Origin of the sequence: Kribbella sp. HUAS MG21, from assembly GCF_040254265.1 — a bacterium.
Classification (GTDB): Bacteria; Actinomycetota; Actinomycetes; order Propionibacteriales; family Kribbellaceae; genus Kribbella.
The window spans coordinates 8,069,698-8,092,290 of sequence record NZ_CP158165.1; the positions used below are offsets into that span (position 1 = coordinate 8,069,698).

A 22,593-nucleotide genomic window follows, 5' to 3' on the forward strand; every position below is an offset into this window, starting at 1 on the left:
CTGAGGTTTCAACGAACTGCCATCATACTGTTTCACCAACCAGAGTTGTCGATAGAATCATTCCGTGGACACCTCCTGGGACGCCTCGGTTCAGGCGGTCGCCGTACTGGAGGAGCCGACCCGGCGCCGGCTCTACGAGTACGTCGTCGGCCGGCCCGGCGCGGTGAGCCGGGACGACGCCGCCGCGGCGCTCGGCATCCCGCGGACCACGGCCGCGTTCCACCTCGATCGGCTGACCGACGAAGGGCTGCTCGACACCTGCTACGAACGGCGTACCGGCCGCACCGGCCCCGGCGCCGGGCGGCCCGCGAAGCTGTACCACCGCTCCGACCGCGAGATCGAGATCACACTCCCCGAGCGCCAGTACGCCGTCGCCGGCCAGCTGCTCGCCGCCGCGATCCAGGACGCCGAGACCGAGGACATCACGCCCCGCGAGGCGGTGAACCGAAGAGCCCGCCGGTACGGCGAGACGCTCGGCCGCACCGCCCGCGAACGCGCCGAAGCCGGGCGCGGGGCCGAGGACGACCAACCTTCGAGCGACAGTCGCGAGCTCATGGTGCGGGTGCTCGAGGCGCACGGGTTCGAGCCGCGGGTCGAGGGTGGCGGGATCGCGCTGGCCAACTGCCCGTTCCGGCGGCTGGCCACGGAACACCCGCAACTCGTCTGCGGGATGAACCTGCACCTGGTCGCGGGACTGCTGGCGAGCCTCGACGCCCCGCTCCAGGCCGAGCTCGCCCCCACCCCCGGGCACTGCTGCGTGCGTCTCGTACAGTCGGCCCGTGGCTAAGGCGAAGCAGAGCCAGGGAACGCCGGCGACGGTCGCGCTGACCAAGGCGAAGGTCGAGTTCAGCACGCACGCGTACGAGCACGACCCGGCGGCGAAGTCGTACGGGCTGGAGGCCGCCGAGGTGCTCGGGCTGCCGCCGGAGCAGGTGTTCAAGACGCTGCTCGTCGAGGTCGACGGCAAGCTCACCGTCGGCGTCGTACCGGTCGCCAAACAGCTCGATCTGAAGGCGATCGCGGCCGCGGCCGGCGGGAAGAAGGCCGTGATGGCCGACCCGGCCGCCGCCGAGCGCAGCACCGGCTACGTGGTCGGCGGCATCAGCCCGATCGGCCAGAAGCGCCCATTGCCCACGGTCGTCGACAGCACCGCGACCGACCACCCGACGGTGTACGTGTCGGGCGGCCGGCGCGGTCTCGACATCGGCCTGTCCCCCGCCGACCTGATCACCGTCACGAAGGCGCGGACAGCGGCGATCGCACGGTGACGGCCGGCGGGTCTGCTAGCCGGTGATGCTCGGCTTGCCGGTTTCCAGGTGACCGGACAGCCGGCGACGGTACGTCGGGTCGTCCGGGGTGGTGACCTCGACGTCGTACCAGCCGCTGTCGGTCGACCAGAAGATCGGCCGGGACTGCTTGCCGCGCAGCTCGAGAGTCGTGGTCTTGCTGGTGTAGCCGCGGGCGTTCAGCTTCACCGTGAGCGGCTTGCGGGAACCGTTGACCAGGTGCAGCTGCAGGGCCCCGGCGCGGTTCTCGATCCGGACGTCGAGAGCGGCCGCGGCCCCGTCCGACGAACCGGCGATTTCGGCCCAGAAGCGGTTCGGACCCTGTACCGCGAGTTCGAACGGACCGTCGACCGCGATCGCGACCGGCGTCGGGTTGTCGCCCGCCGTCCGGTCCGCGCCGGCGTGGTGCACGTCGAGGTGCAGCGGCGCGGCGAGCTCACCGCCGTACGGGTAGATCGCAAAGTGCGCGGACTCCTGGCCGTGGTTGCCGAGCGCCAGCATCAATTTGCCGTCGGCAACTGATCCGGAGACCGCGGGTCCGTACGGGAGCGCGCGGGCGGGACGGCGGCCCGGCTCCTGGGCCGGAAGGGCCTGGTCGGCGGGCGGTGCGGGGCGCCAGCGGCTGATCGGCGCCGGGACCGGGCCGGGCCGGTCGACCGACGGCTGCCGGTAGCTGCGGTCGAAGTCGAACGCCGACGTCAGGTCGCCGCAGGCGGTCCGGCGCCACGTGCTGATGTTCGGCTCGCGGACGCCGGTCCAGCGCTCGAGGAAACGCAGTACCGACGTGTGGTCGAAGACCTGCGAGTTCACGTGGCCGCCGACCGACCACGGCGACACCACGGTCATCGGGACCCGCGGGCCGAGACCGATCGGCCGGCCGGCGTACCAGTCGTCGCCCTCGCCGGAGGCAGGCCGCGGCGCGACCGGCGGCGGGACGTGGTCGAAGTACCCGTCGTTCTCGTCGAAGTTGATGAACAGCACGGTCTTCGACCAGGTGTCCGGGTCGGACGCGATCGCGTCGAGCACCTCGTAGATCAGGTTCGCGCTGCCGACCGGGGTGGACGAGCCCGGGTGCTCGGAGTCGATCGCGGACGGGACCAGCCAGCTCACCTGCGGCAGCGTGCCGGACTTGATGTCCGCGCGCAGCCGCGGCACGAGCGACTCCGGCTCGGAGCGGTACATCGCCTTGCGGAACAGCTTCTGGTCGGAGGCCGGCAGCTTGCCGACGGCCGCGTCGAGCTGCTGCAGCGCGATCTTCCGATCCGCCTCGCTCTTCGCGAACAGCTTGTCGTAGAACTCCTCGGTCGTCCGGTAGCCGCCCGGGACGTTCGCCAGGATCCGGCGCCCGACGTCCTTGAAGGTCTTGAAGTACTCGACCGCGTTGTCGGTGAAGTTGTCCCACTCCTGGTAGATCTGCCAGGAGACGCCGGCCTTCTCCAGCCGTTCCGGGTACGACGTCCAGTCGTAGCCCGCGTGGTCGTAGCTGTACGCCGCGTTGGTCACCGCGCGCTTCGTCGTACCGGGTTCGTAGCCGGTGGTGCCGGACCAGAGGTAGTTGCGGTTCGGGTTGGTGGAGCCGTTGACCGAGCAGTGGTACGCGTCGCAGATCGTGAACGTCTCGGCGAGCTCGTACTGCAGCGGGATGTCGCGGCGGTCGTAGTACGTCATGCTGGCGGCGGTCTTCGCCTGCACCCAGTCGTCGTTCCAGCCGCCGGCCCAGGCCTGGGTGGCGTCGCTGTAGCCGTGCGGCAGGTCGCCGAGGTACTGGATGTCGTCGGCCTTGCGGCCCGCGTCGGCGGCGGCCTTGCGCAGCGAGAACGGCAGCACCTCGCCACCGCCCGTCTTCGGCTGGTGGAAGACGCTCTTGCCGTTGCGCAGCCGGAGTGGCCGCCGGTCGCCGTACCCGCGGACGCCGCGGAGCGTGCCGTAGTAGTGGTCGAACGAGCGGTTCTCCTGCATCAGCACGATCACGTGCTCGATCGCGCGCAGACCACCACGCCTCACAGGTTGCGCCATCGCGGTGTGCAGTGACGGTGGGAGCAGCGAAGCCGCTGCCCCACCCGCCACCGAACCGAGCACCAGACGCCGGGAGAGTTCAGTCATGGTCCGGACCTTATGGGTGGGCCTTGACCGACGCTAGACCTCCAGGTGAACAGCTAGCCGCGGCGGGCGATCGCCGCGTCGCGGAGTTGCTGCAGGACGGCCTCGGTCGTCTCCCAGCCGAGGCAGGCGTCGGTGATCGACTGGCCGTAGGTCAGCTCCCGGGTCGGGTCGAGGTCCTGGCGGCCCTCCTGCAGGAACGACTCCAGCATCACGCCGACGATCGCCCGGTTGCCGGCCGCGACCTGCGCGCCGATCTCCGCGGCCACGACCGGCTGCCGGCGGTGGTCCTTGCGGCTGTTGCCGTGGCTCGCGTCGATCACCACCCGCTCGGGCAGGCCGGCCTTGCTCAGCAGCGCCTGCGCACCGGCGACCGAGTCCGCGTCGTAGTTCGGCCCGCTGTCCGAGCCGCGCAGTACCAGGTGGCAGTCGGGGTTGCCGCGGGTGTGCAGGATCGCGGGCGCGCCGTCGTGGTCGATCCCGGTGAAGACGTGCGGGACGGCGGCGGCCTTGATCGCGTCGACCGCGGTGCCGATCGAGCCGTCCGGGCGGTTCTTCATCCCGATCGGCATCGACAGGCCGGAGGACAGCTGGCGGTGCACCTGGCTCTCGACGGTCCGGGCGCCGATCGCGCCCCAGCCGACGGTGTCGGCGATGTACTGCGGGGTGATCGGGTCGAGGAACTCGCAACCGACCGGCAGGCCGAGCTCGGTGACCTGGACGAGCAGCCGGCGGGCGATCCGCAGGCCGCGGTTCACGTCACCGGAACCGTCCAGGCCCGGGTCGTTGATCAGGCCCTTCCAGCCGAGGGTCGAGCGCGGCTTCTCGAAGTACACCCGCATCACGACCAGCAGGCCGTCGGACAGCCGCTCCGCGACCGGGCGGAGGCGTTCGGCGTACTCGAGGGCGGCGTCGGCGTCGTGCACCGAACACGGGCCGACGACGACCAGCAGCCGGTCGTCGGTGCCGTTCAGCACGTCGGTGACGGCCTGCCGGCCGGCGGCCACGGTCCGGGCGAGACGGTCGTCGAGCGGGAACTCGTCGTGCAGCGCCTGCGGCGTGACGAGCGGGACGGTCTTCTCGATCCGCCGGTCGACGACCGCGGTCTGCTCGCTGGGTTTCGGGAGGGTGTTCATCAGTGGGGACCTTTCCGCCGGCACTCGCGGAAGATCGCACCCGCCGGCTGGGAAACGAGAAAAGCCAAGGACGGACGTCCTTGGCTTCGTGCCGGCTCTGGTGTCTTGCGGTGGGCGTCAGCGATCGGCTGAGCTGCCCGGCACCAGGGCCGGCCACTCAAAAAATCGCCAATAGCTGCGCTTCACGGGTACGACGATAGCACCCCGCCGGACGGGTCCCGACCGGTACCGAAGGTTGCCGGGCAGTAACCATCGGCGGGGTGGCTTCGTTGATCGCTGCAAGACCGGACGAGACAACGGGAGTGCAGCAGGTGGTGAGGCCGCGGACCTTCGAGTTGGTTCGGTACCGGGATCCCAGCGGGGTGTCGGGGACGGGCGTGGTGGCGGAAGGGTGTGAGTTCACCGACGGCTCGGTGGCCCTGCGCTGGCGCGGCGACCACCCCGCGACGGCCGTCTGGCCGAACCTCGAGTCGATCCTGGCGGTGCACGGCCACCAGGGCGCGACCGAGGTCCGCTGGATCGAGTCCACCCGGGCCCCCGGCAATCTCTTCGACGAACTCCACCAGGTGCGGCCCGCGTCGTCCGCGGCCGACTCGTTTCCCACCGACCCGTTGCAGCCGCCGCCCGGCCACTCGCGTGGATGGGCGGGGGCGCGACATCTCAGGTAGAACTCATGCCTGTGATCCAGATCCCCTCGAGGCACAGCCCATGCCCGTGACACAGATCTACCTCGTCCGGCACGGTGAGCCGGACTACGAGCCGATCGACTCCCGGGGCTGGCCCGGGATGGCGGCCGACTCCGCCCCACTCACCGCCCTCGGGATGAAACAGGCCGAGGAGCTCGCCGACCTGCTCAGCGGGATCCGTGCGACGTACCTGGTCAGTTCCCCGTTCACCCGGGCGCTGCACAGCGCCGCGATCATCGGCCACCGGCTCGCGCTCGGCGTCAAGGTCGACCACGACCTGCGCGACTGGCTCCCGGACCACACCGGCCGGTGGCGCAACGTCGCCGACGTGCGCGCGGCGCAGGCCGAGTTCGAGGCGTACGACGGCGAATGGCCGGACGGCATCCAGCGCCCGTGGGAACCCCTGTCCCGGGTCCGCGAACGCGCCCTCGCCGCGCTCGCCCGGCACACCGCCGGCACCGACGGCCCGGTCCTCGTCATCACCCACGCGATGGTCATCCGGGCCCTGACCGGCGAGCGGGACACCGCGCACGGGGCGCACGAGTACTACCGCTACGACACCTGACAGCGCAGGGAAAACCGGCCTGAACGGCACCTGAAACGGTGCCGACGGCATCTGCACGTGCAGACGAACTTGCATCGATGAAGTGACTCATGTCACATCAGGTGATGACGTGAACACACCTCACGCCTGAAACGCCGTGATCACGGCCCGCGACGGCACGCGGTGATAACAAATGGCCCGAACTTCGAGACGACAAGGGTTGAACTCGCTGTGAGATGAGCATAGTTTTCACCGAGCGCCCGTCCGCGCTCACGGTGAGTCAAGGAGGTTGCCATGTCGAGAGGGATGCCTCGCCTACCCCGCCCGCTCATGGATCTGTGGGACTGGCAGTCGCAAGCCGCTTGCCGGGACGTCAACCCGGAGCTCTTCTTCTCGCCCGAATCGGAGCGTGGCGTGCGCAAACGTGCCCGCGAGATGGTGGCCAAGTCGCTGTGCGGGACCTGCCCGGTCCAGCCCGAGTGCCGGCAGCACGCCCTGTCCGTCGGTGAGCCCTACGGAGTCTGGGGCGGCACCACGGAGTCGGAGCGCGACAACACCCTCCTGCCCGAACACCGCAAGTCCGCCTAGCAGCCGGCGAAACACCTACGACGTAAGGCCTGTGCGAAAGCTCAGGCCTTACCGTCGTCGGTCTCGGACGGCGTGCCCTCGGACCCCTTGTCCCCGGGCTTCCTGCCGTCGGTCGGCTGCTGCGCGTCCTTCGGTGCGTCCTTCGGTGCGTCCTTCGGTACGTCCTTGGACTCGTCGGCCGGGTGCTCCGGCTCCGGCGGCTTCACGGTCGTGCGCGGGTCCCGGAACCGGTCCAGTGACTTGAGGAAGTCGGGATCGTCGTCCGGGGCCGTCGGCCGCGGCGCCGGTCGCGACGAGGGCCGGCGTACGGCGCTCTCCTGACGGTTGCGGTACGCGCGCGCCATCAGCAGCCAGACGATCGGCCCGGCGAACGGGACGAAAACGATCAGGACGATCCACAGCAGCTTCGGCAGGTGCGGGACGTCCTCGTCGGGTGTCTGGATGCACGAGAACAGCGCGTACACGGTGAGCACCAGGCTGATCAGGAACGGCAGGAATCGGACCACGTTCCAACAGTACGGCGTCCCGTGTCAGCGAGCCGACGTGGTGAGTCCCCGCGCGCGCAGCACCGTGTTCTCCAGCGGCCGGAACACCAGCAGCTCGATGCCGACGCCGACCACGAAGATCAGCAGGATGCCGGCGAACACCATCGAGATGTCGGACAGCGACATGCCGTTGTGCAGGTACTGCCCGAGCCCTTCACCGAGCTCCGGCGAGGTCGCGATCAGCTCGGCCGCCATCAGCGACCGCCAGGAGAACGCCCAGCCCTGCTTGAGCCCGCCGAGGAACCCGGGCAGCGCGGCCGGCAGCAGGATGTACCGGATGCCGCCGATCCGGCCGGCGCCGAGCGCCTTGCCGACCCGCGGCAGGATCGGCGGCACCTGGTCGAGCCCGGACACCAGCCCGTTCGCGATCGACGGCACCGCGCCGAGCAGCACCACCCAGTAGATCGCCCGGTCGTTCAGCCCGAACCAGAGGATCGCGGCCGGCACCCACGCCACCGAGGGCAGGCTCTGCAGCCCGGAGACGAGCGGCCCGATCCCCCGCCGGACGACGCGGAGGTTCGCGATCGCCAGACCGAGCGGTACGGCGATCAGCAGCGAGATCGCGAACCCGATCACCGCGCGGTGTACCGACACCCAGAACAGCTCGACGATCTTGCCGCTGGTCACGAGCTGCCAGATCTGCCCCCAGACGTCGACCGGCGCGGGCAGCTTGAACTCGGGCCAGAACGCCGCCGCCCACAACGCCTGCCAGATCGCCACCAGCACCGCGATCGCGCCGATCGGCGGCAACACGCGCGCGGCGATCCGGCGTACCCGCGAGCCCTCGGGGGCGTTGACCGGTGTGTCGAGCGCGTCCAGCCCCGCCTCGACCGAGCGTTCGTCCTGCAGGTCAAGCGGCGGCATGGCTGCTGATCACCTTTCGCAGCGCGGTGTTGATGTCGTCGACCGCATCGGGGGTCTCACGCACAGACCACTCCTGGACGACCCGCCCCGGCCGCGACGACAGCAGTACGACGCGTTGCCCGAGCCGGACGGCCTCGCGGACGTCGTGGGTGACGAAGAGGATCGCCGTACCGGTCGCCTGCCAGATCCGCAGCAGCTCACCTTGGAGGACGTCGCGGGTGATCGCGTCGAGCGCCGAGAACGGCTCGTCCATCAACAGCAGCGACGGTTTGCCCACGTCCGCACTGTCCGTGGTAGAGGCCAGAGCGCGAGCCAGCGCGACTCGTTGCCGCATGCCACCGGACAGCTCGTGCGGCCGCTTGTCGCCCAGACCTGCGAGCCGCACCAGCTCCAGCAGCTCGGCGGCTTTCGCCCGCCGTTGCGCCTTCGGTACGCCGGCCATCCGCAGCGGAAGCTCGACGTTGCCGGCGGCGGTCAGCCACGGCATCAGCGCGGCCTCCTGGAAGACGACCGCCGGCCGCGACGAGTTCAGCTCGATCCGCCCGGTCGTCGGCCGGTCGAGACCGGCGACCAGGTTGAGCAGGGTCGTCTTGCCGCACCCGGAAGCCCCGAGCAGGCAGACGAACTCACCGGCACGCACCTCGAGATCCACGCCGTCGAGCGCCACCACGGCCCTGCGGCCAGTGCCGAACGCCTTACCTACTTGGTGAAACCGCACCGGGCTGAGCTGATCCGGCGGCGCGTCCACGGTGGCGGTCATCTGGGCCTCCCCTTACTACTTCGTGTCCAGGCCGGCGGCGTCGACCGGCGGCTTGCCGGTCTTGCCGAGGACCTCGTTGAGCGGGCCGAGGTCGGCGAACCCGGCCACCGCCGGCGCCTCCTTCGCGATGCCCGCGGTGACCTGGTCCTTGGCCAGCTGCGGGAACGTGCCGGCGATCGGGTCCGCGGTGAGCTGGATGTTCTCGAAGGCCCGGTCGATGACGGCCGGTTTCAGCGCCTTCCCGGTCAGTTCCTTCAGCTGGTCGTTCACCACGGTCTTCGCGTCGGCAGCGTTCGCCGTACTGAAGTCGATCGCGGACACCAGGCCGGTGAGCAGCGCCTTCACGGTCTCCGGGTGCTCCTGCAGGAACTGCGTCCGGACGATCAGCACCGTGGTCGGGAACTTCCCGTCCGGCCACAGCGACTTCTCGTCGAGCAGCACCTTCGCGCCCGCGTCCAGGACGAGCCGCGACGACCAGGGCTCCGGCAGCCAGGCCGCGTCCACCTCGCCCTTCTTGAAGGCGTCGAGGGTCTGCGCGTTCTCCAGGTTGGTGACCTTGACCTTGCCGGTCAGCTGCTGGTCGGCGAGCCACTTCTTCAGCGACACGTCCTGGGTGTTGCCGAGCTGCGGCGTGACGACGGTCTTGCCGACCAGGTCGGCCGGCTTGGTGATCGTCGGCTTCACCACGAGCTGCGCGCCGCCGGACGTCGCGCCGGCGATCAGCCGGACCGCCTCGCCGTTCGACTTCGCGTAGGCGTTGATCGCGGGACCGGAGCCGATGAACGACGCGTCCAGCGAGCCGCCGAGCAGCGCGCCGACGGCCTCGGGCCCGGCGTTGAACTTGGTCGGCACCAGCTTGGTGTTGCCGAGCTCCTTGGTGAACAGGCCCTTGCCGAGACCGACGAGTGCGGCCGCGTGGGTGACGTTGGGGAAGTAGCCGAGGCGCAGCTCGGTGGCCGGGCCCTTGGCGTTCGAGGCGGCCGCGGGCTCGTCGCTGTCGGCGCGCGAGCATCCCGCGGCGGCGACGGTCAGAGCCAGGGCGGCTGCGAGCAGGCGGAACGGACGGATGGCGGAGATGCTCACAGGGAAACCTTTGGTCCGAGGAGAGAGGTACAGCGTGGAAGTGGAGCTCAGGAAGCGGGCTCGAGCTCGTTCTCGTCGAGCAGGCGCTCGGCCTCGCGGACGGTACGCCGGGCCTGCAGGCGGACGCCGTACGTGACGATCGCTGCCCAGCCGAGGACGAGTGCCGCGTAGACCGCGTACCGCGGGGCGGTGGCGAGGTCGAGACCCTTCATGACCGTGCGCGCGTTGGTGAGGATCAGCACCAGACCGACGCCGACGCCGAGCCAGCGGGTCGCGAGCCGGGACACCAGCCAAGCCGCCAGCGGGGCGGCGAGGACACCGCCGACCAGCAGCGCGGCGACGATGCCGAACGGCAGGTTCTGCTTGCCGAGGCCGAGCAGGAAGCCGACGCTCGCGGCGACCGCCACCATGAACTCGGCGGCGCTCACCGACCCGACCGCGCGCCGCGGCGCCAGCTTGCCGCTCGACAGCAGCGCGGAGTTCGCGACCGGGCCCCAGCCGCCACCGCCGGTGGCGTCGATGAACCCGGCCACCAGCCCGAGCGGCCCGAGGAAACGCCCGGCCGGGCGACCCTCGATCAGCGCCCGGACCCGTCCGGTACCGAACCGGGCGACGATGTAGACGCCGAGCAGGAGCAGCAGACCGGCCACCCACAGCGAGGCGGACTCGGTCGACAGGCTGGACAGGAACGTCGCGCCGGCGAACGCACCGATCGCGCCGGGCGCGCCGATCAGCGCGACGACGCGCCAGTCGACGTTCCCGAACCGCCAGTGCGACACCCCGGAGGCGAGCGTGGTGCCGACCTCGGCCAGGTGCACCGAGGCGGAGGCGACGGCCGGGGTGATCCCGGTGATCAGCAGCGCGGTGCTGGCGGTGACGCCGTACGCCATGCCGAGGGTGCCGTCGACGAGCTGGGCGACCGCGCCGAGCAGCGCGATCAGGATGAGGCGACGCACAGGAGTGCTCCTACGGGTCGGGGAGGAGACGGGCTGAGCTGGTGCTACGCCGTCGGCCGACAACCGGAGGAGTTCACGCGCAGCAGATCGACGTGCCGGCGCCGCGTCAGGGCGTCTCCGGGCGCGTTCGCGATGATCTGCATAGGACTATGAAAGCGGACAAAGTCGAGCAAGATGCTCAGGTTTCAGCATCTGGGACGGTCAATCATTTTCCGGACAGCGGCCGGTTCTGGTCAGAAGGTTGAATGCCGGGCGCGGGGCTCCTACGGTCCTGAGGGTGCTGATGCCTCGATCTCTCAAGACCGAGTACGCCGTGCGGCCCCTCGGCGTCGACGTAGTGCGACCGCGGTTCAGCTGGGCCGCCGACGCGCCCGGGTACGGCGCGACGCAGACGGCGTACCAGGTGCTGGTCGCCTCCGCGCCGGAGCTGCTGACGCCGGAGCGCGCCGACGTCTGGGACTCGGGCAAGGTGGAGTCCGCGCGGACCTTCGGGATCGAGTACGACGGACCGACGGCCGCCCGGACCCGCTACCACTGGACGGTCCGGCTGTGGGACGGCTCCGACCAGGCCGGCGACTGGGCTGTACCGGAACGGTTCGAGACCGGGCTGCTCGACGAAGGTTTCGGCGCCGCGCAGTGGATCGGCGGCGCGACCGACAGCGCACCGCTGCTGCGCCGCGCGTTCACCGTCGACGGACCGGTCCGACGGGCCCGCCTCTACGCGAGCGGCCTGGGGTACGCCGACCTGCGACTCAACGGGCAGCCGGTGAGCGACGCCGTCCTCGATCCCGGCTTCACCGCCTACGACCACACGGTGCTGTACGTGACGCACGACGTGACCGAGCTGCTGCAGGCCGGGGACAACGTCGTCGGCGCCGAGCTGGGCCGCGGGTTCTTCGGGATGACCTCGGTGAATGTCTGGCGCTGGCACGACACGCCGTGGACCGACGACCCGCGGCTGATCGCGCGGCTGGTGGTCGAGTACGACGGCGGCCGGGTCGACGAGGTCGGCACCGACGAGTCGTGGCGGATCACGGGCGGGCCGACGCTGTCGGACTCGCTGTACCTGGGCGAGACGTACGACGCCCGGCGCGCACTGCCCGGCTGGGACACGGCCGGCTTCGACGACACGGCCTGGACGGCGGCGTCGGTCGTCGAGGCGCCGAAGGGCAAGCTGGTCGCCCAGGCCCACGAACCGATCCGGGTGATCGAGACCGTCGACCCCGTCGAGCTCACCGAGGTCCGGCCGGGCGTCTGGATCGCGGACTTCGGCCGGACCGTCGCGGGCTGGACCCGGCTGTCCGTGACCGCGCCGGCCGGCACCACGATCACCCTCACGCACGGCGAGACGATTGCCGACGGCAACGTAGCGGCGTGGAACGTGCACGTCGACGGCGACCGGATCCAGCGGGACGAGTACATCGCGGCCGGCGCCGGGACCGAGACCTGGGAGCCGCGGTTCTCTTACAAGGGCTTCCGGTACGTGCAGATCGAGGGCGCCGCACCCGCTCAGGTTCAGATGCGCGTGGTCAACTCGGACGTCGCCTCGGTCACCAGGTTCGCTTCGACGCAGGCGCCGTACGAGCAGTACGAGCGGGCGATGCGGCGGACGATCCTCGGCAATCTGCACGGGATCCCGACCGATACGCCGTACTTCGAGAAGAACGGGTGGACCGGTGACGCGCAGGTGGGCGCGCCGACGATGCTCGCGACGCTCGACCTGGCGCGGTTCTTCACCAAGTGGCTCGGCGACATCCGGGACAGCCAGGCGGACTCCGGCCAGCTGCCCGTGATCGTGCCGACCAGCGGCTGGGGTTTCACCGACCTCTCCCCCGCGACCGAGTGGCCGACCGTGTATCCCTTCCTGCTGCGCGAGATGTACCGCTGGTACGGCGACGACCGGCTGCTGCGCGAGCACTGGGACCCGCTCACGCGTTACCTCGCGTGGGAGCTGGACCGGGTCGAGGACGGGTTGTCGGTGAGTGTGCTCGGCGACTGGCTGCCGCCCGGGTTCGGCAGCGGCCCAGCCCCGGAGGATCGGCGGCTGACCGGTACGGCGTACCTCTACCGGGCGCTCGTGGTGGCCGCCGAGATCGGCGAGCTCATTGGCAAACCCAACGACTATCGCAAGGCGGCCGCCGAGCTCGCGGACGGGCTGAACCGGACGTTCCTGGACCGCGAGGCCGGGCGATACCGGTCCGCCGACGACCCCGACTACCGGCAGACCTCGAACGCGGTCCCGCTGGCGTTCGGGATGGTGCCGGACGAGTACGTCGAGCGCGTCGCGGCCGGACTCGCCGCGGACGTCGAGGCCCGCGGTTTCCACCTCAACACCGGCTGCCTGGGCGTCGGCGTACTGCTGCCGGTGCTCACCGCGCACGGGTACGGCGACGTGGCGACGAAGGTCGCGCTGCAGCGGACCTACCCGAGCTGGGGCTACTGGTTCGAGCTCGGCGCGGACACGATGTGGGAGAAGTGGGAGGACGACTCGCGGTCACGCAACCACTACTTCCAGGGCACGGTCGTGCAGTGGATCTTCGAGAACGTCGCCGGCCTGCGCGTCGTCGACGCGGGCTGCGAGCGGATCGTCGTACGGGCGGACGCCCGCGACGAGGTGGACTCGGCGAGCATCCGCACGGAAACGATCCGCGGGCGCGTGGCGGTCTCCTGGAAGCGAGCCGGGCGGGTGCTGTCGCTGGACGTGCAGGTCCCGGTCGGTACGACGGCCGAGGTGCACGTCCCGTCAGCGCGCGTCGCGGACGTGGACGCCGTACCGCGCCCGTTCGCGGGGGAACCGTCGTACGCCGACGGGTACACGGTCTACACGGTCGGCGCCGGGCAGTGGGCGTTCACGAGTCGGTCGGCGTGACCTTGCGGTAGAGCAGGTCGCGGACCTCGCGGCCCTCGGCCTGCGCCCGGGACTCGAACTTGGTCACCGGGCGCCACTCGGGCCGCGGCGCCCAGCCGTCGTACTGGTTGCGCAGCGCCGGCTCCGCCTCGCAGACCTCGAGCATCCGGTCCGCGTAGTCGGCCCAGTCCGTTGCCAGGTGCAACGTCCCGCCCGGCTGCAGGCGGGACGCCACCAGCGCGACGAAGGGCGGTGTGACCAGGCGGCGCTTGTGGTGCCGCTTCTTCGGCCACGGGTCCGGGAAGTAGATGCGGACGCCGGCCAGCGCGCCGGGGCGGACGTGGTCGCGGAGGAAGTCCAGCGCGTCGCCCTGCAGCAGGCGGACGTTGTCGAGGTCGTACTTCTCCACCCACAGCATCAGCTGCCCGAGACCGGCCGGGTACACCTCGGCGGCCAGGTGGTTCACGTCGGGCGCGGCCACGGCGAGCTGCGCGGTCGCCTCGCCCATCCCGGAACCGATCTCCAGCACGGTCGGCGCCTCCCGGCCGAACCATTCGGTGAGATCCAGCTCGCCCGGCGGCAGGTCCTCCTGCGTCCGCCCGAGCTCGGACCAGTGCGACTGCCAGACGCGCTGCTGCCCGACCGTCATCCGCACACTGCGCCGGACGGTGCTGAACACACCCGCCTGCCTGACCTGATCCACTGCTTCCACCAGGTGGATTCTATTAGTCGTCCCAGAAGAGGTGGGCGACGGTGTTGCGGGCGCGGCGGGTGGTGCGGAGGTAGTCGTCGGAGAAGCGGCCGGACTCGCCGGGTGGGTAGCCGCAGATGTGGGCCACGGCGGCCAGGTCCCGCGGGTCGTTCGGGAGCGAGTCGCCGGGGCGGCCGCGGACGAGCATGATCGCGTTCCGGATCCGGGTCGCCATCTCCCAGGCGGCGCGCAGCGTGTCCGCCTCGGTGGGATCCACCAGGTTGGCCTCCACACCCGCCCGGAGCGCGCCGAGGGTCCGCGTCGTCCGCAGGCTCGGCACGCGGTGCGCCTCGCGCAGCTGCAGGAGCTGCACCGTCCACTCGATGTCGGCGAGGCCGCCGCGCCCCAGCTTGGTGTGCGTACTCGGGTCGGCGCCGCGCGGCAGCCGTTCGGCGTCGACGCGCGCCTTGATCCGGCGGATCTCCCTCACGTCCCGCTCGCTGAGCCCGCGCTCCGGGTACCGCAGCGGATCGATCAGTTCGCGGAACGACTGGCACAGCCCGCTGTCACCGCACAGCGGGTCCGCCCGCAGCAGCGCCTGCGCCTCCCACACCGCCGACCAGCGGGCGTAGTACGAGGCGTACGACGCCAGCGTGCGAACCAAAGGCCCTTGCCGGCCTTCGGGGCGCAGGTCCGCGTCGACGGCGACCGCGGGATCGGCGCCGGGCAGCGCGAGCATCCGGCGGAGCTCGGACGCCGCCTGGGTCGCGAAATCGGTCGCCTTCTTCTCGTCCGCGCCGGGAACCGGATCGTGTACGAACATCACATCGGCGTCGCTGCCGTAGCCCAGCTCGTGCCCGCCGAACCGGCCCATCGCGACGATCGACATCTTCGTCGGCTCCGGCTCGCCCTTCGCCACCGCCCGCCGGGCCACCTCGAGCGCGGTCGTCAGCGTGCCGACCGAGACGATAGTCAGCGCCTCGCCCACCGCCTCCACATCGAGCAGCCCCGACAGGTCCGCGGCGGCGATCCGGAACAGCTCACGGCGTCGTACGGCGCGGATCGCGGCAACGGCTGCCTCGGGCGCGTCCTGCCGGCGCGCTGCCGCGGACATCTCGGTGAGCAACGCCTCCTGGGTGCGCGGGGTCAGCTCGCGCTCGTCGGCGAGCATCGCGGTCGCTTCCGGGGCGCGTTGCAGGAGGTCGACGGCGTACCGGCCGCTGGCGAGCAGGTGCGCGAGACGCTCGGCCGACGCGCCCTCGTCGCGGAGCTGGCGCAGGTACCAGGGGGTCGAGCCGAGCGCGTCGGAGATCGTGCGGAACGCCAGCAGGCCGGCGTCCGGAGCGGGCGACTCGGCGAACCAGCCGAGCATCGCCGGCAGCAGCGCCTTCTGGATCGACGACCGGCGCGACACGCCCTCGGACAAGGCCTCGATGTGCCGCAGCGCCGACGACGGATCGGCGTACCCGAGCGCGGTCAGCCGCTGCTTGGCCGCCTCCGGTGTCAGGCGTACCTCGCCGCCGGGGATCCGCGCGACGGCAGCGAGCAGCGGGCGGTAGAACAGCTTCTCGTGCAGCCGCCGTACTTCGAGCGCGTGTTTCTTCCACGCCGCGGTGAGGTCGGTGACCGGGTTCTTCGTGAAGCCGAGCGAGCGGCCCAGGCGGCGCAGGTCCGCCTCGTCCTCGGGGACCTGATGCGTACGGCGGAGGCGGTACAGCTGGATGCGGTGCTCCATCGACCGCAGGAAGCGGTACGCGTCCGCGAGGACCGCGCCGTCCGTGCGGCCGACGTACCCGCTGCTGGTCAGCGCCTCGAGCGCGACGAGCGTCGTACCGCTGCGGACCGCGTCGTCGCTGCGCCCGTGGACGAGTTGCAGGAGCTGTACGGCGAACTCGACGTCGCGCAGGCCGCCGGGACCGAGTTTCAGCTGGCGGTCGACGTCGGCGGCCGGGATGTGGTCGATGACGCGCCGGCGCATCGCCTGGACGTCGTCGACGAAGCCGTCCCGGTCGGCGGCGGACCAGGCCAGCCGGCCGACCTTCTCGGAGTACTCGCGCCCGAGCTCGGCGTCGCCGGCGACCGGACGGGCCTTGAGCAGTGCCTGGAACTCCCAGGTCTTGGCCCAGCGCTGGTAGTACGCCAGGTGGCTGTCGAGGGTGCGGACGAGCGGACCGGACTTGCCCTCCGGGCGGAGCGCCGCGTCGACCGGCCAGAGCGTGCCCTCGCCGGTGTGCGCGGAACAGATCCGCATCGCGGCCGCGGCGAGCTGGGTCGCGGTCTTCAGGGCCGGCGCCTCGGGCTCGCCGGTCAGCGGCTCGGCGACGAACAGGACGTCGACATCGCTGACGTAGTTGAGTTCCCGGCCGCCGCACTTGCCCATGGCAATCACCGCGAGGCGGCAGTCGGCCGCGCCGGGATGCGCGGCGAAGTACTCGTTGCGGGCGATGTGCAGGGCGGTCTCGAGCGCGCCGCCGGCGAGGTCCGCGAGCACCGCGGCGACCTCGTCGACGAGCAGGCCTTCGGCGAGGTCGCGCGCGGCGAGGCGGAGCAGCAGGCGGCGGTACTCGACGCGCAGCGCGTCGACCGGGTGGTCCGCGTCGACCGCGTGCGCGAGCTTGGCGGCGACGTCCTCCACGGACGACCGGGCACCGGCGAGCGCGGGGTCGGCGAGGTCGTACCAGTGCCGCGGGTGGACGGCGAGGTGCCGGCCGAGCGCCTCGCTGGCGCCGAGGACGTACACGAGCCGGCGGCGGAAGTCGGCGTCCAGCTCGAGCGTGCGGGCGAAGGCGGCGACATCATGGCCGTTGCGGTGCAGAGACTCGGCCATCGTGCACAGGCTCTGCAGGGCGAGGTCGGGGTCGGCCGCCTCGGACAGCGTGACGATCAGCTCTTCGGTCGCGATCGGGCTGTGCGAGTCGATCGCGTCCAGCTCCTCGAGCCGGCGCGTCGCCCGCTGCGGGTCCTCGAACCCGAGCCGGACCAGCCGTCCCTCCCACGACCCTCTCCGAGCCTCAGCCACCCCCGCAGGCTACCCAATCCCCCACTTTGTGCACCCACCGACCGTTTCGGGCCCCGCCGGATGGTTGGTGGGTGCTCAAAGTCGCGACGGGATCTCGGGTGGATTGCGGGGAATACACGGTGTCGTGTAGCGAATTCGCTGAGTAGTCGGCATGATGGCTGTCCATGGTCATGATGACGGGGTCGCTCGCCGTGCGCGGGACGGTGGTCTGGTTGACACCTCAGCAGGGCGGGCGGGTGTCCGGGCCGCCGGAGCCGGACTACGACTACGACTACACGGCAACCGCCTATCTGCCACCGCGCACGGCCGAGGACGGCCAGGCCGGGATCGCGCTGCGCCGCTTCGCCCCCGGCGCCTGGCGGACCCCCGCCGAAGGAATCCTCGTCCCCGCGCAGGGCAACCGCGCCCAGCAGGTGGTCCCCGGCTCGATCGTCGTCATCACCGAGGGCACCCGCCCGGTAGGCCTCCTCACCGTCGAAGAAGTCCACACCTTCGCCCCCGGCGGCAGCACTGCAGCCCCCGCCGTCCCACTACCCGCGGCAGTTGCGCCGCCCCCTTCCGACGCACTCGCAACAACACCCGCGCCACCCGCCGCACCGACGATCCCCGAGCCGCCGTACCGCCACTCGACGGCCGCCGCCCGCTGGACCTCCCGACACGCCTCCGACGACGCCCCACCCCAACCCGCCGGCGTCTGATCGCCCCGCCGCACCCATCCCTGGGCGCGACGGGGCGACCGCTCAGAACGCGAACTGGTTGAGTACGGCGAACTTGTCGGTTGCGCCGCTGTTGGAGACGGCGACGACGCGGCGGGTGATGGTGTGGGAGCCTCCGGCTGGGAGGTCCAGTTTGAACTTGCTCATGGTCCAGATCGACTGTGAGTAGCCGGTGAAGGCACCACTGGCCGCGCCGTACACGAGGCCGTAGGTCTGGTTGTCGGCGCTGGTGCCGGACTGGCCGATCCAGCGGTTCGTGTCCGGCGTGTGGGCGAACGGGCCGCCACTGGTGACCGGCGCGTTGCCGGACACCGCCGAGCGCGAGCCCGGGCCGTCGTGGTCAAGCGCGTCGCCGGCCCACACCGTCACCGGCGCGCCGCCCGCGTTGGTGAACGTCGTCGCCGCCGTCACGAACTGCTCGTCGGCCGTCGCCGTGTACGTCGTGACCACCTGCAGGTTCGGGTCCTGCGCCGAGGTCCCGGTGACCCGGACCACGGCCTTCTCCCCCGTGTTCTCGACGATCCGTACGTCGGTCGACCGGACCTGCGTCTGCTGCCACGCGCTGCCGCCGAGCGGCTCGGTGGTGCTGACGTACGGAAGGTTGATCCAGTCCAGCTGGTCCGGCTGCCCGGTGATCGCCATGTCGACGACCTTGCCGGGTGTCGACGGGTTCAGCTGCGGGTCCTGGAACACCTTCGCGACCGTCAGCGCCAGCTTCTTGTTCTCGATCACGACGTCACCGATACCGCCCTCGACCAGCCCGCTCGGCAGCCGCTTGCCGATGCTCGCGTCGACGCTCACCGGCGACACCTCCAGCTCCACCTGGAAGCTGCCCGACCCGTCGGTCTCGATCTCGCGGGCAGCAGTCGCGTAGCCCAGCTGCGCCACCTGGACGGTGTACTTCCCGGCGCCCTTCGACAACCCGACCTGATAGTTGCCCGCAGCATCCGTCGTCGTCCGCCCGACCGCAGTACCGTCCTGGACCACGAGCACGGTCCCGTTGGCGACCACAGCGCCCGTGGCCTTGTTGGTCACCCGGCCGGAAACGAGCGGCCACGGCTTGGCCGCCGTACCGCCCGGCGTGAACGCGTACAGGTTGCCGTCGAACGCGCCCGTCACCACGGTGTTCCCGCTGACCGCGGGGCCCGCCGACACCCAGGTGCCGATGTCGTGCGACCACAGCGGCTGCCCGGTGCGTACGTCGAGCGCGTAGAAGCCACCGCTGTTCGCACCGACGAACAGCGTGTTCCCGGACACCGCCGGCGAGGTGAACGACCCACCGCGGTACTGCGAACCGGGCAGCAACTGATCCCAGATCACCGCTCCGGTCGTCGCGTTGAGCGCGGTCACCGCGCCACTCGGGAAGGACATGTAGACGGTGTTGCCCTTGATCGCCGCCGCGGACGGGGTCGCGCCGCTGCTCACCAGCGACGGGTGCGCGCTGGTGTACGACCACAGCACCGCGCCGGTCGCTCCGTCGCGCGCGACGATGCCGTTGTTCGAGCCGATGTACACCTTGCCGTCGGCCGCGGACGGTACGCCGTCCTGCCAGCCGCCGAGGGTGTCGGTGCCCTGCCAGAGCTTCGCGCCGGTCTTCAGGTCGTACGCGATCACCACGGCGCCGTCCTGGTTGCCGACGTACACCCGGCCGTCCGCGACCGCCGGCGTACCGTCGCTCATCGTGTTGCCTGCCATCGCCGCGGCCCACACCCGCTGTCCGGTCTTGGCGTCGAGGGCCAGCAGCAGACCGCGCGCCGCCTCGCCGAACCGGGTCTGGTACGGGAACAGCACCTTGCCGTCGGCAACCGTCACGCCGTAGTACCCGTAGGTGCGCTGGTTGCTGCCCGCCGGCGCCGGCTCCGGGTCGTGCCGCCACTTCAGTAGACCGGTCTTCGCGTCGGCCGCGAACAACGTGCCGCGCAGGGTCGGGACGTACACGAGACCGTCGGAGACCGCGACGCTGCCGTGCACCGACGACGGGACCGGGTAGCTCCACAGCTTCTTGCCGGTGGCCAGCGAGACCGCGTGCACGGCCGCGTTGCCGTCGCCGTTCTCGTCCCGCGTCCCGGCGTACACGACGCCGTCGATGATCGCGGGCGAGCCGGTGAGGAAGGTGCCCTCCGTCCGGTACGACCACGCCAGCCGCTGGCCGGCCGCGATCGCGTCGGCCGCGACACCGCTGTGGGACGCGTCGCCGTGGTGCTGCGTCCAGTCCGCGCCGGCGACCGGCTGGATCGCCTTGGCGGCGGTCAGCGTGAAGTTCGACGTCCGCGTCCAGGTCGCGCCGGTGCCGTCCTCAGCCACCACGTCGAGCTTGTGCGGCCCGGTGCGGACCGTGCCCGGCAGGGCGGCGTACCAGGTGAACTCACCTGTCGGCTGCAGCGGCAGCCAGGTGCCGCCGTCGATCCGGTAGCGGACCTTGCGCGGTGCGTCGGAGGTGTCGTACGCGTTGACCTGAACGCCCGGGAACCTGTCCAGCGGTACCGAGGCACCAGGCGCCGGGCTGACGATCGTCAGGTCCTTCTCCGCGCCGTAGAGCCGGAACGGGTTGTCGAACGCCTTGTTGTCCATGTGCACGAACCGGAAGCCGCGCGGCGAGTTGTCGATCGTGTACGAGCTCGACACCGTCTGGATGTGCTTCGCCGTCCGCGCGAACTGGCTGTTCGGCTCGACGTCGTTCGAGTGCTCGTGGCCGACGAGGACCAACTCGGCGCCGTACTGCTCCAGCACCTTGCCGTACTCGTCGTACACCGACGGCGACCCGAACGGCACGTTCATCGGCTGGTGGGCCAGCACGACCAGGTGCTTGCCGTCCTTCACGTTCCGCGCGAGGTCGGCCTTCACCCATTCGAGCTGCTCGGCGAACGGCGCGGCGCCGTTGTTCTCGAGCACCAGGAAGTGCCGGTCGCTGTAGTCGAACGAGTACCACTCCGGTCCGACGTGCTTGCGGTAGTTGTTGATCCGGACGGCGTACGACGCACCGGCCAGGTACTCGTGGTTGCCGACGGCCGGCCAGACCGGGACCTTCGACTTGGCGGTGCCGCGCTTGTAGGTCTCGAACTCCGCGTCGGTCGCGTTGTTGGTCAGGTCACCGCTGACCTGGATGAACGCGAGGTCCTGCCGGGTGGAGTTGATCTCGGTGATCTGCTCCGGCAGCTGGGCGTTGACGTGCGGGTCGGCGACGTTGCCGAACGTGAAGCCGCCGTCCTCGGACGCCTTGTCCTTGCGCAGCGCGAAGTCGGCCCGCGCGGTGTCGCCGACCGCCAACTGCCCGAGGCTGCGGTAGAACTTCGGCGTCATGTTCGCGTCGGTCCCGACCGAGTAGCCGGACGGCTGGGTGATGAACACCAGGTCGGCGTCGCGGCGCTCGACGTTCGCGGTCAGCGTGTAGTGGCCCTGCGCGTCGGTGACGGCGACCTGCGCGCCGTCCGACACGCTCACGCCGGGGATCCCGGGCTCACCGGCGCCGGGCCGGCCGTCGTTGTCACGGTCCTCGAAGACCGTGCCGGAGACGGTGGCGCCGGGCGCGTCCACGGCGTCGGCGACGACCCCGGTGAGCGGTACGCCGATGACCAGTGCGGCCAGGCCGCCGGTGACGCCGTACAGCAGCTTGTGCCACTTGGTCGTGGGTGACTGATCGCGCGACGAGCGGGTCAGGCGAATCATGTGATGAAGAACCTTTCTACGAACCAGAAGAGGCCGAAGGCGGCGACGACCCCGGTCGCCGAGCGCACCACCGGGACCGCGACGCGGGTCCGGCGGATCAGGAGGACCAGCGGGAACACGGCGAGTAGCAGCAGCGCCTGGCCTGCCTCGATGCCGACGTTGAAGCTCAGCAGCGACAGCAGCAGTTCCGGACTGACCTCATCGGTGATCCGCAGCGACCCGGCGAAGCCGAGGCCGTGCAGAAGACCGAAACCGAAGACCACCGGGAGCCGGTGGCGGGTGGAACCGAGCAGGTTCTCGACCGCGACGAACGCGATCGACAGGGCGATCAGCGGCTCGACGACCACGCTCGGCACCGAGATGCCGCCGAGCAGCGTGGAGACCAGCGTGACGCTGTGCGCGACGGTGAACATCGAGATCACCTGGACAAGGCTGCGCAGGTTCTGCGCGCCCAGGATCAAGGCGACGACGAACAGCACGTGGTCGAGGCCGAGCAGGATGTGCTCCACGCCCAGCTTCCCGAACTGCAGGCTGGAGCTCGCGAGCGTGTTGTCGCCGACGGTGAGGTCGTGGTGCGACCGGTCGAAGACGGTCCGGCCGGAGCCGTCGGCGAAGGTGTAGTCGACGAGGTTGGTGTGGTCGTCGGCGACCGCTTCCGCGTCCGCGAACACGCCGTACTTCAGCGTGAACGCGCCGCTCTTCCCCGGGCAGTCGAACACCAGGCTGAGGTCCGCGTAGGCCTTGGTCGCCCTACGGCTGACAGCGGTCGTTTCGAGCTCCGGCTCACACGCCGCGCCGTCGACCGATACCACCACGCGGTCGTGCAAGTACGTCGCGATCCGGTCCCCGGCGGCGTCCAGCGCCTGTGCGCGCTGCCCGTCGTCGGTGGTCGGCGTACCCAGGTCGACGGCTCGCGCGAGGACGTCGTACTCCAGGCTCAGCGACCACGTCACCCGCTGGCCGTCCTGGCTCACGGTCGAGTAGCCGGTGGAGGCGATCACATGCGCCGAAGCGCTCCCCGCCGTCCCGAGGAACAGCAGGACCAGCAGTCCCAACCCGACCAGCACCCGGCGCATGGGAACCCATCCCACGCGCCCCGGACGAC

At 70.9% G+C, this 22,593-nt stretch carries 19 protein-coding genes; 7 read left to right on the forward strand and 12 right to left on the reverse strand.

Annotated features, from left to right (window positions below; all coding sequences use genetic code 11):
- The first annotated feature begins 64 nt into the window (after window positions 1-64).
- A complete protein-coding gene (locus tag ABN611_RS38810; RefSeq protein WP_350277302.1) occupies window positions 65-787 on the forward strand; it encodes a helix-turn-helix domain-containing protein in 723 nt (240 codons plus the stop codon).
- Window positions 780-1,268: a Cys-tRNA(Pro) deacylase gene (gene ybaK / locus ABN611_RS38815; RefSeq protein ID WP_350277303.1), complete on the forward strand. Its 489-nt coding sequence runs from the start codon at window positions 780-782 to the stop codon at window positions 1,266-1,268. Before ABN611_RS38810 ends, ybaK begins: the two co-directional genes overlap by 8 nt.
- 15 nt (window positions 1,269-1,283) lie before the next feature.
- Here ybaK and ABN611_RS38820 read toward each other — a convergent pair whose 3' ends face one another.
- The gene (locus ABN611_RS38820; protein ID WP_350277304.1) at window positions 1,284-3,389 is read right to left on the reverse strand and encodes a phospholipase C, phosphocholine-specific; all 2,106 of its coding nucleotides are present in this window, start codon (window positions 3,387-3,389) and stop codon (window positions 1,284-1,286) included.
- 53 nt (window positions 3,390-3,442) lie between these two features.
- Complete coding sequence (locus ABN611_RS38825; RefSeq protein ID WP_350277305.1) at window positions 3,443-4,522, reverse strand: 3-deoxy-7-phosphoheptulonate synthase; 1,080 nt, start codon at window positions 4,520-4,522, stop codon at window positions 3,443-3,445.
- Between the two features lie 269 nt (window positions 4,523-4,791).
- Between ABN611_RS38825 and ABN611_RS38830 the strand changes: the two genes are divergently transcribed.
- The 3 genes from ABN611_RS38830 (at window position 4,792) to ABN611_RS38840 (ending at window position 6,340) form a co-directional block, all read left to right on the forward strand.
- A complete protein-coding gene (locus tag ABN611_RS38830) occupies window positions 4,792-5,190 on the forward strand; it encodes a hypothetical protein (RefSeq protein WP_350277306.1) in 399 nt (132 codons plus the stop codon).
- Window positions 5,191-5,230: 40 nt separating this feature from the next.
- Window positions 5,231-5,773: a histidine phosphatase family protein gene (locus ABN611_RS38835; RefSeq protein WP_350277307.1), complete on the forward strand. Its 543-nt coding sequence runs from the start codon at window positions 5,231-5,233 to the stop codon at window positions 5,771-5,773.
- 285 nt (window positions 5,774-6,058) lie between these two features.
- Window positions 6,059-6,340 (forward strand): WhiB family transcriptional regulator, encoded by a 282-nt coding sequence (locus tag ABN611_RS38840; RefSeq protein ID WP_165949436.1) that lies wholly within the window; start codon window positions 6,059-6,061, stop codon window positions 6,338-6,340.
- Window positions 6,341-6,381: 41 nt separating this feature from the next.
- On the opposite strand, the gene ABN611_RS38845 is transcribed toward ABN611_RS38840, so the two are convergent.
- The 6 genes from ABN611_RS38845 to ABN611_RS38870 are packed head-to-tail and all read right to left on the reverse strand — an operon-like array spanning window position 6,382 to window position 10,691.
- Window positions 6,382-6,846 carry a PLD nuclease N-terminal domain-containing protein gene (locus ABN611_RS38845; RefSeq protein WP_350277308.1) on the reverse strand — a complete coding sequence of 155 codons (465 nt, stop codon included), beginning with the start codon at window positions 6,844-6,846 and terminating at the stop codon, window positions 6,382-6,384.
- A 24-nt stretch (window positions 6,847-6,870) separates the two neighbouring features.
- Entirely contained in the window at window positions 6,871-7,749 is an 879-nt protein-coding gene (locus ABN611_RS38850) for an ABC transporter permease (protein ID WP_350277309.1), read from the reverse strand.
- Window positions 7,736-8,509: an ABC transporter ATP-binding protein gene (locus ABN611_RS38855; protein WP_350277310.1), complete on the reverse strand. Its 774-nt coding sequence runs from the start codon at window positions 8,507-8,509 to the stop codon at window positions 7,736-7,738. Before ABN611_RS38855 ends, ABN611_RS38850 begins: the two co-directional genes overlap by 14 nt.
- A 15-nt stretch (window positions 8,510-8,524) precedes the next feature.
- Window positions 8,525-9,592 carry an ABC transporter substrate-binding protein gene (locus tag ABN611_RS38860; protein ID WP_350277311.1) on the reverse strand — a complete coding sequence of 356 codons (1,068 nt, stop codon included), beginning with the start codon at window positions 9,590-9,592 and terminating at the stop codon, window positions 8,525-8,527.
- A gap of 47 nt (window positions 9,593-9,639) precedes the next feature.
- A complete protein-coding gene (locus ABN611_RS38865) occupies window positions 9,640-10,548 on the reverse strand; it encodes a sulfite exporter TauE/SafE family protein (protein WP_350277312.1) in 909 nt (302 codons plus the stop codon).
- Window positions 10,549-10,592: 44 nt separating this feature from the next.
- Window positions 10,593-10,691, reverse strand: coding sequence for a putative leader peptide (locus ABN611_RS38870; RefSeq protein WP_350277313.1), 99 nt, complete (start codon window positions 10,689-10,691; stop codon window positions 10,593-10,595).
- 140 nt (window positions 10,692-10,831) lie between these two features.
- On the opposite strand from ABN611_RS38870, the gene ABN611_RS38875 reads away from it, so the two are divergent.
- Window positions 10,832-13,417, forward strand: coding sequence for a family 78 glycoside hydrolase catalytic domain (locus ABN611_RS38875; RefSeq protein WP_350277314.1), 2,586 nt, complete (start codon window positions 10,832-10,834; stop codon window positions 13,415-13,417).
- Here ABN611_RS38875 and trmB read toward each other — a convergent pair.
- Both trmB and ABN611_RS38885 read right to left on the reverse strand, forming a co-directional pair.
- Entirely contained in the window at window positions 13,398-14,108 is a 711-nt protein-coding gene (gene trmB / locus ABN611_RS38880) for a tRNA (guanosine(46)-N7)-methyltransferase TrmB (RefSeq protein ID WP_350277315.1), read from the reverse strand. The two genes, ABN611_RS38875 and trmB, sit on opposite strands and share 20 nt — an antisense overlap.
- Window positions 14,109-14,121: 13 nt before the next feature.
- Window positions 14,122-17,106 carry a bifunctional [glutamine synthetase] adenylyltransferase/[glutamine synthetase]-adenylyl-L-tyrosine phosphorylase gene (locus ABN611_RS38885; protein WP_350277316.1) on the reverse strand — a complete coding sequence of 995 codons (2,985 nt, stop codon included), beginning with the start codon at window positions 17,104-17,106 and terminating at the stop codon, window positions 14,122-14,124.
- A 164-nt stretch (window positions 17,107-17,270) separates the two neighbouring features.
- On the opposite strand from ABN611_RS38885, the gene ABN611_RS38890 reads away from it, so the two are divergent.
- A complete protein-coding gene (locus ABN611_RS38890) occupies window positions 17,271-17,804 on the forward strand; it encodes a hypothetical protein (protein WP_350277317.1) in 534 nt (177 codons plus the stop codon).
- A gap of 42 nt (window positions 17,805-17,846) precedes the next feature.
- Here the strand turns inward: ABN611_RS38890 and ABN611_RS38895 are convergent, their stop codons facing one another.
- A complete protein-coding gene (locus ABN611_RS38895; protein WP_350277318.1) occupies window positions 17,847-21,488 on the reverse strand; it encodes a PQQ-binding-like beta-propeller repeat protein in 3,642 nt (1,213 codons plus the stop codon).
- Window positions 21,485-22,564, reverse strand: coding sequence for a HupE/UreJ family protein (locus ABN611_RS38900; protein WP_350277319.1), 1,080 nt, complete (start codon window positions 22,562-22,564; stop codon window positions 21,485-21,487). The genes ABN611_RS38895 and ABN611_RS38900 overlap by 4 nt, the downstream gene beginning before the upstream one ends.
- Between the last annotated feature and the right edge of the window lie 29 nt (window positions 22,565-22,593).

What these genes read in the sequence shown, in the direction of transcription:
- ABN611_RS38820 (WP_350277304.1), bottom strand. Translation starts at nt 3,389, where the DNA reads ATGACTGAACTCTCCCGGCGTCTGGTGCTCGGTTCGGTGGCGGGTGGG.
- ABN611_RS38825 (WP_350277305.1), bottom strand. Translation starts at nt 4,522, where the DNA reads ATGAACACCCTCCCGAAACCCAGCGAGCAGACCGCGGTCGTCGACCGG.
- ABN611_RS38835 (WP_350277307.1), top strand. Translation starts at nt 5,231, where the DNA reads ATGCCCGTGACACAGATCTACCTCGTCCGGCACGGTGAGCCGGACTAC.
- ABN611_RS38840 (WP_165949436.1), top strand. Translation starts at nt 6,059, where the DNA reads ATGCCTCGCCTACCCCGCCCGCTCATGGATCTGTGGGACTGGCAGTCG.
- ABN611_RS38850 (WP_350277309.1), bottom strand. Translation starts at nt 7,749, where the DNA reads ATGCCGCCGCTTGACCTGCAGGACGAACGCTCGGTCGAGGCGGGGCTG.
- ABN611_RS38855 (WP_350277310.1), bottom strand. Translation starts at nt 8,509, where the DNA reads ATGACCGCCACCGTGGACGCGCCGCCGGATCAGCTCAGCCCGGTGCGG.
- ABN611_RS38870 (WP_350277313.1), bottom strand. Translation starts at nt 10,691, where the DNA reads ATGCAGATCATCGCGAACGCGCCCGGAGACGCCCTGACGCGGCGCCGG.
- ABN611_RS38875 (WP_350277314.1), top strand. Translation starts at nt 10,832, where the DNA reads ATGCCTCGATCTCTCAAGACCGAGTACGCCGTGCGGCCCCTCGGCGTC.
- ABN611_RS38890 (WP_350277317.1), top strand. Translation starts at nt 17,271, where the DNA reads ATGGTCATGATGACGGGGTCGCTCGCCGTGCGCGGGACGGTGGTCTGG.
- ABN611_RS38895 (WP_350277318.1), bottom strand. Translation starts at nt 21,488, where the DNA reads ATGATTCGCCTGACCCGCTCGTCGCGCGATCAGTCACCCACGACCAAG.
- ABN611_RS38900 (WP_350277319.1), bottom strand. Translation starts at nt 22,564, where the DNA reads ATGCGCCGGGTGCTGGTCGGGTTGGGACTGCTGGTCCTGCTGTTCCTC.